Origin of the sequence: Paenibacillus pectinilyticus (assembly GCF_001700435.1) — a bacterium.
GTDB lineage: Bacteria > Bacillota > Bacilli > Paenibacillales > NBRC-103111 > Paenibacillus_E > Paenibacillus_E pectinilyticus.
This window is the reverse complement of the sequence record NZ_LYPC01000009.1, coordinates 1-14328: the sequence shown is the minus strand read 5'-3', so window position 1 is coordinate 14328 and position 14328 is coordinate 1. Positions and strand designations below refer to the sequence as shown.

Below are 14328 nucleotides of genomic sequence, written 5' to 3'. Positions count from 1 at the left end.
TTATTCCTCCCGTTTATGAGCGTACACCGCTAGTGCAGCTTGCAGCGCCTTCCCTACAGATATATCCACACCATGCCAATGCAGCGTTGCCTCCAGCGCCCCAAGCACGTGCAGCACATTCTTTTGATTACAGCTAAAACCCATCGTGCCGATGCGCCAAATCTGACCCTTTAGCGGTCCGAAGGAGCTCGCGATTTCAATACCAAAGCTATTCAGAAGCATCGTTCGAACAACCTCACCATCCACCGCTCCTGGAATGCGAATACAGGTGACGACCGGCAGCTTACAGGCGGGATCTCCATAGAGCGTCAATCCCATCGCTTGCAGCCCAGCAACCAAAGCCTCTTCGTGACGCTTGTGACGATCGAAGCGCTCTGCCAGCCCCTCTTGCAGCACAATCCGCAAGCCTTCACGCAGCGCATACAACATTGTCGTTGCCTCTGTATGATGATTCAATCGCTTCGGACTCCAGTAGTCTTGCAGTTGTCCGAGATCAAAGTAGTTGCTCGCCACGGGTTTACCTGTTGATACAGCGGAGCCTTTCTCCCGCAGTCCGCGCTCGATGGTCTTGCGTCTGAGCACCTTCGCTTCGATGCGATCATTGTACGTAATCGGTGACATTCCCGATGGGACGGATAAACATTTTTGCGTGCCGCCAATCACCGCATCCAGCTGCCATTCGTCTGTCTTCACAGGTACACCGCCAATGGTCGCTACCGCATCTACAACGAGAAGTGCATCCACTTGACGGCAAGCGGCTCCAATCCCATCGAACGGTTGTATACAACCCGTTGACGTTTCGCCATGAACCATAGCTACAATCGTAGGCTTTACACGTGCAATGGCTGAAATAATTTCCTCAGGCTCGAATACGGAGCCCCAATCCTTCTCTATCATGATCACTTCCGCGCCGCAGCGCTCCGCTATTTCTACCAGTAAATTCCCAAATCGCCCGTAGATCGGAACGAGCACCTTATCTCCTGGTTCAATGATACTAACGAGCACAGCCTCAATCCCTGATCGGGAGGTGCCATCAATCGGGAAAGCCCATTGATTCGTCGTTTGAAAAACCTCACGCAGCATCTCCATCGTTTCATTCATCAGCTCGGTGAATTCCGGATCGAACTGGCCCAGAATTGGATAGGACATCGCGCGCAGCACCCTTGGGTCTACCTCGACGGGCCCTGGGGTCATGATGGTTCGGAGCGAGGGTGATAAATCCTTATAATGTTTCATCTGCTTTCCCCCCATAACCATATTGATACAACACATGAACGAGCGTTTGGAAGCCGACCACCAGCTCATCAGGCTTCGTGAACTCTTTGGGACTGTGAGAGATACCAGCCCGACTAGGTACAAAAATCATCGCCGAAGGACATATCGGCCCAAATAACTGAGCGTCATGTCCAGCGCCGCTTGGCATGCGGATATGCTCATAGCCATAGAAGTCACAGGCAGCCTCAATTTCTGCCGATATCCCGCTATCCATGGCCACGGGTAATGCATTTAGATGTTCAACCATTTCTATATGAAGATCTCTTCGCACCGCGATTTCCATGAACTTTGCCAGCAAATCTGCACGAAAAGCCTCTATCTTTCGCTCGTCAGTATGTCGGATATCTAAGGTGAATTCCACTTCACCAGGCACTACGTTCGATGTTCCCCGTTTGACTTCAAGCCGTCCTACGGTGGCTACCATCGGCTCACCCTCCGTAAGTGCCATCTGCTCGGTCAACGCGACCATTTCAGCAGCTGCAGCGAGCGCATCTTTGCGCATCGTCATCGGCGTCGTTCCTGCATGATTCGGCGTGCCTGTCACCACAACGGTCATACGGATTTGGCCTACAATGGCTGTCACAACGCCAATTTGCTTCTCTTTAAACTCAAGGACTGCGCCTTGTTCGATATGAATTTCAATATATGCGCCAATATCATCACGCTTCGCCGGGTACTGTCCAGATTGCGAGGTCTCGAAGCCCGCTTGCTCCATCGCCTCAAGTAATGTTACCCCCTCTGGATCGGCCAGTCCGACGCCTTCAGCTAACGACAGAACCCCGGTCACATGGCCAGAACCCCAATACGCCAATGGGAAGCGACTTCCCTCCTCCTCGCAAAAGGAGACCATTTCCAGCGTCCGTTTCGGTGTTCCATATACAGCCTTCAAATACCCCAGCGCCATCATCGAAGCGATGACACCGTATGCACCGTCGTATTTCCCGCCGTTTTTGACAGTATCGATATGCGAGCCTGTCAGGACCGGCTTTAATGCAGGGTTGGACCCTTGCAATTTGCCGTACACATTGCCGATTTCATCGAAATCTGCCTTGAGCCCCATGCTTTGCATGTTGTCGATCAGAGCTAATTGCGCCTTGAGCCAAGGCTCCGCATACAAGAGACGGGTCACGCCGCCTTCGGGATCTGAGCCGAACGTCGATAACCAATCCAAAGCAAGGAGCATACGCTCGCCATATTGAGCTAGGATTTCTTCCTGTGGATGCTGTTGCATTTTAGCCATCTAGCCCGCCTCCGATCGCTGCATTGTGACGCAACCAAGCGCCGTCTGTATCTGCTCCAACGCCAACACTTCTGTCATACACCTTCGTTCCCCGCAGGAAGGTTGCTTTCACGCTGCAGTTGAACGTTTTCCCCACATAGGGGCTTTGCTTATGGCGGTAGTGCAAGTCACTCTCTTGCAAGGTATAGCCCGTTGCCAAATCGATGATGGCTAAATCTGCGTCGGCACCAAGGGCAATTTCACCTTTACGCGGATATAATCCGAAGCGTTTAGCTGGCTCTATCGCTAGCATCCGAGCGAGCTCTGGCAGCGGAATATCTCTGCGGAGATGCCCCTCATCGATCATGAGCTCTAACGAGCTTTGCGCACCTGAAATACCGCCCCACGCCGCGAAAAAGTCCCCTTGCTTCATATGCTTTGGCGATGGCGAGTGGTCGGAGGCAATGATGTCGAACCGACCTGCGGCCAGTTCTCTCCATAGCCGCGCTTGATCTTCCGCCGTGCGTACGGGCGGTGCGCATTTGGCCACGGGACCGAGACGTGCCACGTCCTCATCTGTGAGTACCAAATAGTGCGGGCACGTTTCCACGGTCACGTCCAATCCCTTCACCTTCGCCTCGGTGATGACTTGCACCGCTTCTGCACTGGAGATATGCACGAAGTGCAGCTTACAGCCTGTCTGCTCCGCGTAGCCTAGGGCGCGGTTTACTGCTTCCACTTCGGCGGCAATAGGCCGCGTGGCGATGAAATCCAATGCGCTGCGTTTGCCAGCTTGCACAGCCTCAGCGCCGAGCTTGGCGACGATCTCCTCGCTCTCCGCATGAAGCGCCAGCACCAGCCCTAAGCGCGCAATCTCCTTCATCCCCTCGAAGAGAGTCACGTCATCGACCTCTGCGAAAATGTCTTCACCCTCTCCACCCGGACAGGACATGAACGCTTTGAAGCCAATCACACCCGCTTTCGCCAATTCCTCGAGTTGACCAATATTGCCGGGTACAAGACCGCCCCAGAGTGCATAATCCACATAGGATTGGCCTGCTGCCGCATCCAGCTTTAGCTCCAACGCGCTGAGTCTTACGGTTGGCGGAACGCCATTTAGCGGCATATCGATATAGGTCGTGCATCCGCCAGCAGCAAGGGAAGCCGAGCCCGTTGCGAACCCTTCCCAGTGACCGAGTGCCGGCTCATTGAAATGAACATGCGCATCAATCATGCCGGGCATAATTGTTAGGTTCTCCGCGTCATATACAGGCGTCTGCTCCGAGTATTTGAGGTTTTCGCCTAGTGCTGCAATTTTGCCGTCCCGTATTCCGATGTCTATCTGCCGACACTCATCTTGCAGGACCACAGTCCCTTTGCGAATGATAAGATCATAGTGATTCATCTTACGAAACCCTCCCTCGAAGCTTTCTGTCTGTCATCTTGAACTAGCTCCCGCGATAGGTGTTGTACCCCCATGGGGCAATTAATAAGGGAACGTGATAATGCATCTCGCTATTGGCAACGCCGAAGCGTATCGGCACCTGATCTAGAAAGGCCGGCTCTGGAAGCTCAACGCCCTTCTCTCTGAAGTAGTCCCCTACATGAAATAGCAATTCATACGTCCCACCTGTAAAATCTTCCCCACTTAGCATCGGCCCTGGTAACCTGCCGTCTGTATTTGTAAAGTCGGTGCGCAGCAACTCCGCTATACCGCCTTCGAGCCTGAATAAATCAATCCTGACACCAACCGCTGGTTGGCCTCGGCTAACATCCAGCACGTGCGATGTGATCCCTACGCTCATAGGCCCTCCAGATCACGCTTTGTCATCGAAAATCCTTGGAAACCATACGGTGGTCTAGGCTCTGTAAACACCTTGCCCTCACCTGCGGACACTTCCTCAAGAATCGTTTCCCATGTCCGGTTATTCGATTCGAACCGAATTTCTTTCAGTTGCGGGAACCGTTGCAGCGAGCGTTGTCCGATCCGATAGATGAGATTTTGAATCGACGGTGAATGCTGCTCATGGAATACGGTATGCGCAATGTCACGAATTTGCTCTGCCGCTACATAACGACCCAAGTCTGCATCGAAAGCATCCTCACTTGACTCATAGCTCCAAGCAATGTCTAGGAAAATAAAGAGCGGGCGATCTGACGATTCCGGAAGCGTTGTGTATTCATCACGCACGAAACCAGCGAACGAGCTTCCTTTGACTTTGATCAGTTTGAGATCGGCAATACCAGCGGAGTGGTCAACGACGCCAACGCCATCCTCTGTGCGAACAAGTTCTACCGCTGCGGTTGGGTGTTCATTTTGAGAATAGCGATAGACGAGATCTCCTGCTTGAAAGCCTGATTCGCCAGGTACTGGCAGCACTTCGAAAGCCACCTGATCCGCACTCATTTTTATCCCCGTCATCCAAGGGTACTTCTCAAGGAAGAGTCGACTCGCGAAAGCCAAGAACCCTTCTGCCGTAGATCCTTCATATTCGCCCGCCTTGCGCAAGATGAAATTCTTCATCGAGTCCGTTGCCACAACGTGTGTGTTATCGCCTTCACTAAAGGACGTAAACAACTTCTCGCCGCTCACCGCGACTTTGATGTTCATTCCGAACAGCACATTATCTCGACCGGTAAACCCGGATTCTGGTATCAGGGTAATATTCGTCAAAGGTTTGGCGTAGGAACGATAGACCCAGACGTCACCTTTTCCGTAGTACATGATTCTCTCTGTGCCTTTTGCTTGTTCCATCGCTTTCTCCTCCGTTTCATTCATCACGATATCTGCCAACCGAAAACGCCCAATCTTGCCTACCTCTTGCAATGCCGTATGCAGCTCCACTTCCGGATCGCCCGCGATCCGAAGACGTAGTGCCTCGCGTATTGTATCCTTGGTCTGCCCCTTCACCGCCATGATAAAAGGGAACTGGAACCGATCCGTGTACTGTTTATTAAAAGAAAGAAATTGTTCGTATTCTTCAGGGGTTAACTGGTTCAGACCGGCACCTGACTGCTCCTGGACGGAATGGTCGGTCATCCGCACGCGGGTTCCGAGATCGGGATGTGCCCTCAGCAGCGCTAATTGCTCTTCCCGATTGGCTTGCTCGACTGCTAGTTCAAGAGCACTTATCATATCCTGCAGGGTGGCAAAAGGCCGAGATCCCGCAGCCCGCTCTGCCACCCAAGGCGAGTGTTCAAAAAGAGGGCCAAACGCTAGAACGAACGCTTCTTGAGTCATATCATTGACTTGCTTCCGTGAGTGCTTCATCGCCTCGTCACCTCAATTTCCGCCTGAAATTCCATGCATGTTTTACCAAGATTTGTTTCATTGTAAATGCACCATCCCTATGGGTCAATTTATATGAAAGAAGTTTGTAAACTTTCATAACATCGTTAAGTTTTTTTGTATTTTTGCTAAAATAGCTGCGCACTGTGCTCCTCACATTCACAAATCGCCCCCACTTCATCTCTGCTCACTCCATTTCTGCTTCCTTCCCCCTCAGTCGCATCTCCTTGTACTTCTAATCCATCCCCAACACTCACTCCACCTTGTACTTGCCAATCCTTCTCCTGCAGACGCACCTCCTTCTACTTCCAATCCATACACCAACATTCACTCCACCTGTATTTGCCGATCCTTCTTCTACAGCCGCATCTCCTTCCACTTTTCAATCTTTCCCCCATCACTCACTCCACTCCACCTGTACTTGCCAATCCTTCTTCTACAGCCGCATCACCTTCTACTTTCCTTCCCTCTCCCAACACTCACTCTACTCCCTCCCCTTATCTCCCGAAGTTGTACTTCATACAACCTCGAAGCCCCTAAACACGCCAAATCCTTCTGCAAGTTGTACGACGTACAACATTATTTCTCATTTCAGCCCATTTCGGTTGAAATCTCCCAAAAATGTTGCACAAAATACAACATCGGCCTCTCATTGAGGCCAAATCCATTAAATATGTTGTACGAAGTACAACATGCAAAAAAGCCACCAGGACAACTTCGTCCCAGTGGCTTCTCCTTCTACTTTTCAATCCATCCTCCATCACTCACTCCACTCCCTCCCCTTATCTCCCGAAGTTGTATTTCATACAACCTCGAAGCCCCTAAACACGCCAAATCCTTCTGCAAGTTGCACGACGTACAACATCGGCCTCTCGTCGGGGCCAAATTCATCAAATATGTTGTACAAAGTACAACATGCAAAAAAGCCACCAGGACAACTTCGTCCCAGTGGCTTCTCCTTCTACTTTTCAATCCATCCTCCATCACTCACTCCACTCCCTCCCCTTATCTCCCGAAGTTGTATTTCATACAACCTCGAAGCCCCTAAACACGCCAAATCCTTCTGCAAGTTGCACGACGTACAACATCGGCCTCTCGTCGGGGCCAAATTCATCAAATATGTTGTACAAAGTACAACATGCAAAAAAGCCACCAGGACAACTTCGTCCCAGTGGCTTCTCCTTCTACTTTTCAATCCATCCTCCATCACTCACTCCACTCCCTCCCCTTATCTCCCGAAGTTGTATTTCATACAACCTCGAAGCCCCTAAACACGCCAAATCCTTCTGCAAGTTGCACGACGTACAACATCGGCCTCTCGTCGGGGCCAAATTCATCAAATATGTTGTACAAAGTACAACATGCAAAAAAGCCACCAGGACAACTTCGTCCCAGTGGCTTCTCCTTCTACTTTTCAATCCATCCTCCATCACTCACTCCACTCCCTCCCCTTATCTCCCGAAGTTGTATTTCATACAACCTCGAAGCCCCTAAACACGCCAAATCCTTCTGCAAGTTGCACGACGTACAACATCGGCCTCTCGTCGGGGCCAAATTCATCAAATATGTTGTACAAAGTACAACATGCAAAAAAGCCACCAGGACAACTTCGTCCCAGTGGCTTCTCCTTCTACTTTTCAATCCATCCTCCATCACTCACTCCACTCCCTCCCCTTATCTCCCGAAGTTGTACTTCATACAACCTCGAAGCCCCTAAACACGCCAAATCCGTCTTCAGGTTGTACGACGTACAACATTATTTCTTATTTCAGCCCATTTCGGTTGAAATCGCCCCAAAATGTTGCACAAACTACAACATCGGCCTCTAATTGAGGCCAAATCCATCAATTATGTTGTACGAAGTACAACATGCGAAAGAAGCCACCAGGACAAACTTCGTCCCAGTGGCTTCTCTCACTTCCAGTACCCGCTATGCGCCGCAATAGCTGCGTTCAGAACCTCAGGAACAGGACCGATCACCTCGATCGGCTTGTTCCCTCTCGCAAAAACCTCCCGACAAGGCAACGCCAATGTCGGATTCTGCTCGCTGTCTCCCGTCAGCACAATAAGCATCGCTTCCGACATCCCAAAGACGACGCGCCCCACGTTGCCCCAATAAATCGCCCCCGCGCACATGGCGCATGGCTCCGTCGAAGTGTACAGCGTGCACGCCCACAGCTCTTCCTTACTGTACCGCTTCGAAGCCACCTCCATGAGCATCGTTTCCGCATGCCCTGTGCAGTTCGATTCGGTAATCTCCACATTACCGTGCTCCAGCAGAATCTCACCCGTTGGTCCAACGAGCAACGAACCGAACGGTGTATTGCCAGCTTCTCTCGCTAACAAGGAAAGCTCCACACATCTTTTTAGATATGGAATATGAACCTCGAATTCACTCATATTTGATCCTCCTGTTTTTCCCATGGTGTTACTCCTTGTTGTTTTGCCAATATTGTTACTCCTTTGTGTCTCTCCCATGTTGTTACTCCTAGTTTTACTCTTTTCATGTCCCAAGTTTTAGTTTTGCTCTCGCCCTACTTCTAGTTTCGCTCTTGCATTTCTTGCATTTCTTACATTTCTTGCATTTCTTGCATTTCCTGGATTCCCCCAGGTTCTTCCCTAGCCGCTTTGCCCTAAGCTAAAATCTCTGCTCACGTATATAAGGCACCCCAAGCGCCTCAGGCGCACCAGATGGCTTATTTTTATTCCGCCAACCGAGGAACATCAGTACCAGAATGGTGACGACGTACGGAATCATTTTCAGAAAATAAGAAGGAATATGGCTGCCGATCAGCTGCACACGGAACCCCAGACTATCTAGGATACCGAAGAAATACGCGCACACCAGAGCACGAATTGGATTCCATCTCGCGAAAATAATAAGCGCCACAGCAATCCACCCGCGTCCGGAGGTCATCCCCTCGTTCCAAGTGGGTGTGTACACGAGCAGCAAATCCGCCCCGCCAATCCCGATCAGCATCGAACCTATAATTATGCAGCCATAACGGATCGCCACTACCGGAATCCCCATCACATCGGCCGTAGCCGGATTACCGCCAACTGCCCGAAGATGCAGCCCCCATGACGTACGGTGGATGAACAGATGCATGGCCAGCACCAGCACGAAACTTAACCATGTAAATAAATCCATATGGGCAAAAATCTTCCCAATCACTGGCACAGGCTCCAGCCAAGGCATATTCAGTTTCGGCACTGCACCCACAAGTGGATGTCCACTCACCGGTTTACCTAAGTACGCGCTTAGTCCCGCGCCAAATATCGTCATCGCCAGCCCGCAAACAACCTGATTCGCATGCAGTGTCACACAGAGAAACCCATGAAGCAACCCGAGAACTCCACTAACCGCAAGCACACACAGTATCGCCAGCACCAAACTGCCTGTATGGATGTAAACGAGGCACGAAGTCACAGCGCCCATCAGCATTAGGCCTTCTGCGCCTAGCTGCATGATGCCCGATCTCTCGATCAAGATGCCTCCCAACACGGCTAACAGCAACGGAGTACCCGATGAGATCGCCGAAACAATGATTTGCGTGATCGTGTCCATCTCTTTATGCCTCCTTTTTGAACCATTCATTAATGCCATTAACAATGTCACTGTACGACATCGCCTGTCGCGCTGAACGCCACACTTTAATGATCCCTGACCCCTTCGCACCAAATCCCATTAGCCGTTCCGCCGAATGCGGAATTTTCCTGCCATCCCACCAGCAATCAGGAAAAACAGAATCGCGCCTTGAATCATCGACGATATGGAGGACGGAAGTCCGATCGTTTGCACACTGTACCCGCCGACAATAAGCCCACCGAAGAGCACGGATGAGATCACGAGGCCAATTGGATTCAATTTTGCAAGCCAAGCCACAATAATTGCCGTATACCCGTACCCTGGCGAAATCCCGTACATCAGCCGATGCGCCACCCCAGACACTTCACTCATTCCCGCCAGTCCCGCCAGTCCACCGCTAATTACCATCACCACAAGCACATGTCTGGAAATGCGAATGCCGGCGTTCTTAGCTGCCTCACTGTTGGCTCCAATTAATCGCAATTCATAGCCCCACCGCGTATACCGAACAACGAAGGCATAGATCAGTACCGCGATGATGGCGAAAATAATACCTATATGCAGTCGCGTCGTGCCAAAGGCCGGTAACGTCTGCGCCGCTTTAAACATCGGAGAACCTGGGAAGTTAAAACCCTTCGGGTCTTTCCACGGTCCGAAAACCACATAATTCAGCGCAAGCAGCGCCACATAGTTCAGCATCAACGAGGTAATGAGTTCATTTACCTGAAAATAATTCCGCGGAATTGCAGTCAGCAATCCCCAGAAACCGCCGGCCACGATGCCCGCGACCATCATCAACGGAATCGATGCATACATCGGCAGCGTCGGAAAATACACCGTAATCGCTGTCGCCGCCATGGCTCCTGCCACGAACTGGCCTTCCGCCCCAATGTTCCACACAGAGATGCGATATGCGATAGACACACCCAGCCCACATAAAAGCAGAGGAATCGCCTTCACCAGCGTTTCCGTTAATCCAAAAGTAGAGCCGAAAGCTCCCTTTACCATTTTGCTGTAGACCATGAACGGATTCATCCCATTCAGGGCAATGAACACACCGCAAGCTACTAGCGCTAATGCGATGGCGACAATCGTTATCCACCAAGGACTGTTCGCTCCTGCAGGATCGATTTCTAACCGATACGGCAAGCGGAACCCTGCTCCGTGCCTAGGCACCTTATTTTCGACGGGAATGCTGCCTGCTGTTCGTTGTTCCCTCATCCTGCATCCTCCTCCGATCCCGCCATCAGCATACCGATATGTTCGCGGCTTGCCGCTTCCCTCGCTATATTCCCAACAATTCGCCCATCGTACATCACAAGGATGCGATCAGCTAGCTGCAGCACTTCATCCAAATCCTCCGAAATGAGCAAAACAGAACGTCCCTTGCTTCGCAAATCCTCCAACAACTGATATACACCTTCCGAGGCACCCACATCGAGCCCCTGTGTCGGATGCACCGCAATCATGAGCTTCGGACCTTGATCAATCTCCCTGGCAAAAAGCAGCTTCTGCTGATTCCCACCCGACATAAACTGAATCGGCGCATCGATCCCCGACGTTTTCACATCGAAGGTCTCAACTAACTTCTGTGACCAGCTCCGATTGCTTCCTGTCCTCAATAAACCAAACCTCGATCGCTCCGAGGAACGATACGTCTTGAACAGCAAATTATCCACCGAACCGAGGCTCCCGGCCAGACCGCTCCGCATCCGATTCTCCGGCACATGCCCAATCCCCAGCTCAATCGCCGCCCGAACCGATCCATTCCGCAGGGCTTTGCCATCAAAATCAACTCCCCCCTGCTTCCACATCCGCAGCCCCGTCAGCACCTCTGCCAGCTCCTTCTGCCCATTCCCGGAGACACCAGCAATACCGACAATCTCACCTTCATTGACCTGAAAATGAAGCCCATCCAGCACCTTGCGTCCATGGTCCGCATAGACATCAAGCCCTCGAACCGTGAGCATCGGCTTACCCGTTGTCTGCGTTCTTAAAGGTGCGCGGCTATTCAGACTCATCTCGCCCACCATCAACTGCGCCAGCTCACGCTCGCTCGTTTCCGATTTCGACATTGTCGCAATCATCTTGCCCTTGCGCATGACCGAAATATGATCCGCCGCGAACATCACCTCTTTGAGCTTATGCGTCGTTATAATGACCGTTTTGCCTTCCTTCTTCATACGGTCCAGCGTCTCAAAAAGCTGATCCACCTCGCCAGGCGTCAACACCGACGTTGGCTCATCTAAAATAATAAAATCCGCTCCCCGATAGAGCGTCTTTACAATTTCCACTCGCTGCTGCTCGCCAACGGATAGCTGCCAGATGGGCCGATCCACAGGAAACAGCAGCCCAAAACGCTTCGAAATCGCCTCGATTTCCTCCGATTTCTTCGCCAACCAACCGGGTCCGCGCCAGAATGCGCCAGCTTCCCCCAGCACAATATTTTCCGCCGCGGTTAAGGTTTGCACAAGGCGGAAGTTCTGAAACACCATGCCGATGCCCAGCTTCATCGCATCCTTTGGTGAGCGAATGCGCACCTTTTCGCCATGAATCAGAATCTCGCCGCTCGTTGGGCGGTACACGCCGGACAGCATGCACATCATCGTGCTTTTGCCTGCACCATTTTCGCCAAGCAGCGCGTGTATCTCTCCTGATTTCGCCCGGAAATCCACCTCATCATTCGCGAGCACCGATCCGAAACGCTTCACGATTTGGATCATCTCAACCGCATAATTATCTTGAGTACGCATTGGCGCTCGACCTCCTTATTCCGTTAACACCCCGATACAGGTCAATGACATCTCACCATATCCGTACACCCCGATATGACAAAACAGCATCTCCCAAGGGATTTGCTGTTTCAGGATTCCGATATCTTCAGTCATTTCACGTCTATCCCTTTCACATCACTATACGGTCAGCCTCTGTTTGGCGTCAATAAAGGTGACATGAAGTTTGGTGATGTAACGAAAAGAGGCGCAAGCTTTGTGCTTAGCGCCAAAAATGTGAGATTAGATTACGTCGATAAGAAAATTCCACCATATACGAACCCGGCAAGAATGACAAAGGCGGGGTGAATCTTACGCATTTGAATCAAATAAAAAGCGACTGCCGCGATCCCAAAAAACTGCAAATACCCGATCACTTTCGTCGATTCTACCAAGCTGCTCCAGGTGACCAGCACCATCATAATCGCAATCACGGGCTGCACCAGCAGCGTCATCCCTTTAATCACAGGGGATTGCTTGTATTTCTGCAAAATGTTCAACAAAATAATCAGCGCAATAATTGACGGAACCACCGTTGCCGCCACTGCAATAAGCACGCCAATCCAGCCGCCGATTTGGTAGCCGACATACGCGGCGATCTTCGTCGCGATCGGCCCCGGCAGCGCATTGCCCAGCGCTAACATATTCGAGAACTCACTGCTGTTCATCCAGCTGTGATTCGTGACGATCTCTTGGAACATCAGCGGAATCGACGAAGGCCCGCCGCCATAACCGAACACATTCGCAAGAAAGAAGCTAACGAGTAAATGCCACCAGTCCATTATCATACGCCTTCACCTTTGCCAAGCGGTTTCTTGCTCTTCGTCCACTTGTCCTTCAGTTTGTGATGGAATGCTCCGTAGAGAAGGAACATGAATATCACGATTGCCGGGTGCACCGCTAATGGTTGCAGCAGCAGGAATGCAATGATGAAAAAGGTAACCCCCGCTGGCCAGCCTAGTCCTTTAATCGCTTTCTCTCCAAATTCATACGCCATCACACCCAACATGACCGCAACGATGGGCACCACTGCCGCAATCATACCCTTGATCACATGCGACGTGCTGAAAAATGTAATAAACGAGTACAAGCCCACCATCGCCACACACGTAGGCAAAATATGGGCCAGAACACCAACCAGCGCCCCCCAGCTTCCTTTGAGCCGATAACCCAAATAGCCCGCCAGCTTCGTGGCAATCGGCCCTGGCAGTGTATTCGCTATCGCGAGTACCTCCATGAACTCCTCATCCTTCATCCACTTAAAACGCGTCACCGCTTCATACCGAATTAATGGCACAATCGACGGCCCGCCGCCATATCCCAAAATCCCTGTCCGGAACATCGCCGTCCCTATCTGAACATAGGCGTTCTCCACTATGTATCACTCCCATTCCATCGTTGTTATTCCCTAAGAAGTAAACTAAGCTTTATTGTAATATAAAATGAAGTATTTATTAGGATTCTCTTTGTATTTTTGTGAAAATGACAAAGTTTTTTGTAAATCTTGGGATCCAGCCCTCGCAACACTCCTCCAAGCACACCGCTGCCTTCCCACTAAGCTAACTGGATTTTGTACAGCTAATTTCGCCATTTTTGCAACTTTCATCGCGATAACTGGATTTTATGTAGCTAATATCGCCTGCTCAGATGAAAATCACCATATCAGCTGATATTAGATGTAGCTTTTCCATCTAACTCGATTTTTCAGGGCCAATCACCGAAATTAGCTGTAGTTAATACAGTTAATCGCTGATGACAGTGTCACTAACGAGAGTGATGCTGCTAGTCTGGTGGAGCCGTAACAAATGCAAAAAAGAGTCTTATCAGGATTTCTCCGGATAAGACTCTTTCAGTTGCTTGGCAACGTTCTACTCTCCCAGAACCCTGCGGTTCAAGTACCATCGACGCTGGAGGGCTTAACGGTCGTGTTCGAGATGGGAACGCGTGGGTCCCCTCCGCCATCATCACCAAACAGTCAAAGCGTTTGTTTGCGCCTTGAAAACTAGATACGAAACGTGCGTAAAGTAATATACTTAGGATTTTCTGGGCCCCAATCAAGTACTCGGAATTCGCTACAAAGCTTATCTTCACTTGGTTGGGATTAGGTTAAGCCCTCGACCGATTAGTATTCGTCAGCTGCATACGTTACCGCACTTCCACCTCGAACCTATCAACCTCGTCGTCT

11 protein-coding genes and 2 rRNA genes are annotated in these 14328 nt (G+C 50.9%); all 13 read right to left on the bottom strand.

From position 1 onward, the window contains the following. Window positions 1–1236, bottom strand: a complete 1236-nt coding sequence (locus A8709_RS01980; protein WP_065850529.1) for a pyridoxal-phosphate-dependent aminotransferase family protein — start codon at window positions 1234–1236, stop codon at window positions 1–3. Then, window positions 1223–2515, bottom strand: coding sequence for a Zn-dependent hydrolase (locus tag A8709_RS01975; protein ID WP_244163069.1), 1293 nt, complete (start codon window positions 2513–2515; stop codon window positions 1223–1225). Before A8709_RS01975 ends, A8709_RS01980 begins: the two co-directional genes overlap by 14 nt. Beyond that, a complete protein-coding gene (locus A8709_RS01970) occupies window positions 2508–3899 on the bottom strand; it encodes an allantoinase (RefSeq protein ID WP_065850528.1) in 1392 nt (463 codons plus the stop codon). The genes A8709_RS01975 and A8709_RS01970 overlap by 8 nt, the downstream gene beginning before the upstream one ends. 43 nt (window positions 3900–3942) lie before the next feature. After that, window positions 3943–4299 carry a hydroxyisourate hydrolase gene (gene uraH / locus A8709_RS01965; protein WP_065850527.1) on the bottom strand — a complete coding sequence of 119 codons (357 nt, stop codon included), beginning with the start codon at window positions 4297–4299 and terminating at the stop codon, window positions 3943–3945. Next, the gene (gene pucL, locus A8709_RS01960; RefSeq protein ID WP_084224600.1) at window positions 4296–5765 is read right to left on the bottom strand and encodes a factor-independent urate hydroxylase; all 1470 of its coding nucleotides are present in this window, start codon (window positions 5763–5765) and stop codon (window positions 4296–4298) included. The genes uraH and pucL overlap by 4 nt, the downstream gene beginning before the upstream one ends. A gap of 1932 nt (window positions 5766–7697) precedes the next feature. Then, entirely contained in the window at window positions 7698–8183 is a 486-nt protein-coding gene (locus tag A8709_RS01955; protein WP_065850526.1) for a nucleoside deaminase, read from the bottom strand. Window positions 8184–8421: 238 nt separating this feature from the next. Continuing rightward, window positions 8422–9351 carry an ABC transporter permease gene (locus tag A8709_RS01950; protein ID WP_065850525.1) on the bottom strand — a complete coding sequence of 310 codons (930 nt, stop codon included), beginning with the start codon at window positions 9349–9351 and terminating at the stop codon, window positions 8422–8424. Window positions 9352–9471: 120 nt separating this feature from the next. Then, complete coding sequence (locus A8709_RS01945) at window positions 9472–10593, bottom strand: ABC transporter permease (protein WP_065850524.1); 1122 nt, start codon at window positions 10591–10593, stop codon at window positions 9472–9474. After that, complete coding sequence (locus tag A8709_RS01940) at window positions 10590–12125, bottom strand: ABC transporter ATP-binding protein (protein ID WP_065850523.1); 1536 nt, start codon at window positions 12123–12125, stop codon at window positions 10590–10592. Before A8709_RS01940 ends, A8709_RS01945 begins: the two co-directional genes overlap by 4 nt. Before the next feature lie 266 nt (window positions 12126–12391). Beyond that, window positions 12392–12925 carry a chromate efflux transporter ChrA gene (chrA, locus tag A8709_RS01935; protein WP_167356978.1) on the bottom strand — a complete coding sequence of 178 codons (534 nt, stop codon included), beginning with the start codon at window positions 12923–12925 and terminating at the stop codon, window positions 12392–12394. 2 nt (window positions 12926–12927) lie between these two features. Further along, window positions 12928–13518, bottom strand: a complete 591-nt coding sequence (gene chrB / locus A8709_RS01930) for a chromate efflux transporter ChrB (protein ID WP_065850521.1) — start codon at window positions 13516–13518, stop codon at window positions 12928–12930. Window positions 13519–13998: 480 nt separating this feature from the next. Next, window positions 13999–14115: ribosomal RNA gene (gene rrf, locus A8709_RS01925) — 5S ribosomal RNA — on the bottom strand. Window positions 14116–14245: 130 nt separating this feature from the next. Further along, a 23S ribosomal RNA gene (locus A8709_RS01920) occupies window positions 14246–14328 on the bottom strand; the annotation flags it as partial.